The following is a 1,055-nucleotide window of genomic DNA, read 5'->3' as shown; positions in this document are numbered from 1 at the left end:
ACAAAAAGCAATAGGTATTTCGTCTATGTGAAAAGAGAATTCGAAACGTGGGTCGATGTTAACGATGATGATTTGAATCCGAAATATAAATTGGAAGAAGTAATTGATGAAAAAATCATCCCTCTGTCTTTGGCTCGAGCGAAACAATTTGCCAGGGAAGTTTATTCAGATGATCAAACAGATGAAGAAACTAAGAAACAGATTGAAAAATATTTCCCTGTTTTGAGCAAAGATCGACTCGATCGAGAAGTGAAATATCAAAAAAAGATTTATCTATCTGAGAGGGCGAATTGGTATTTAGAATTAATGCTGGACGAATCAAAGGATACTAACAGTAGTTTGATTGAAAAGTTAATCATCAAAGAATTTAAAAGATTGCATTCTGTAGGTGTATTTGTAGATGATCCGTTTCCTGATGAGGAAGATTTTCCTGAAAAAGAGCAGGTTACAAAGTAAATCTTTGCTTTTTATAAAATATAAATATAGTATGAAAGTGTAGTGGTTGGAACTTATTCAAAATATATTGACTTAGTTCTAAATACTTTTTATAATAAAGTTAAAGAATTAGAACTAATTCGATAAAACTGAAGTTGGTTCCGTTAAGTAAAGAGGATTAGGGAGGAATATTTCCTGCTTTTACGTAAAAAATGGTTCGGTTTGTTTGTTTTAATTTCCATTGCAATTTTACTTGGAAACAGGGGGACGTGTCCTGCGTACCTATAAAACTGGTTCTGTTACCTGCTAAAAATTAATATGGAGGGGATGGTTCCGATGTTAAAAAGGAGAAAGTGGACATTAAAAGAAACGTTCCTAAGTAAAACACGACTAGTTTTAATTTTGACGATAATTTTAACCGTTGTATTCAATAAGCTAGTTAATCAATTGTTGACAAGACATGTGCCTGTTGAGAACGGTTTATATAGCTATTATACTTACGAATACTCCCTTGGGATTTACGGTGTAGTGTTTGCAATTCCAGCCATATTTCTCAGTATTTTAATTGTACGTTTTTTCCTGAACCTTACAAACAAAAATCAATCCAAAACCTCACTTAG

At 32.6% G+C, this 1,055-nt stretch carries 1 protein-coding gene; it reads left to right on the top strand.

The annotated features are described in order from the left end of the window. Positions 1-456 (top strand): hypothetical protein (locus ACLWS4_RS37120; protein WP_416876439.1); only part of this gene is annotated, 456 nt, incomplete at its 5' end. Positions 457-1,055: the final 599 nt, after the last annotated feature.

It is taken from the genome of Kitasatospora sp. SC0581, from assembly GCF_048159585.1.
GTDB lineage: Bacteria > Actinomycetota > Actinomycetes > Streptomycetales > Streptomycetaceae > Kitasatospora.
The sequence above is the reverse complement of the archived record's forward strand: the minus strand, read 5'-3'. Positions and strand labels throughout refer to the sequence as shown.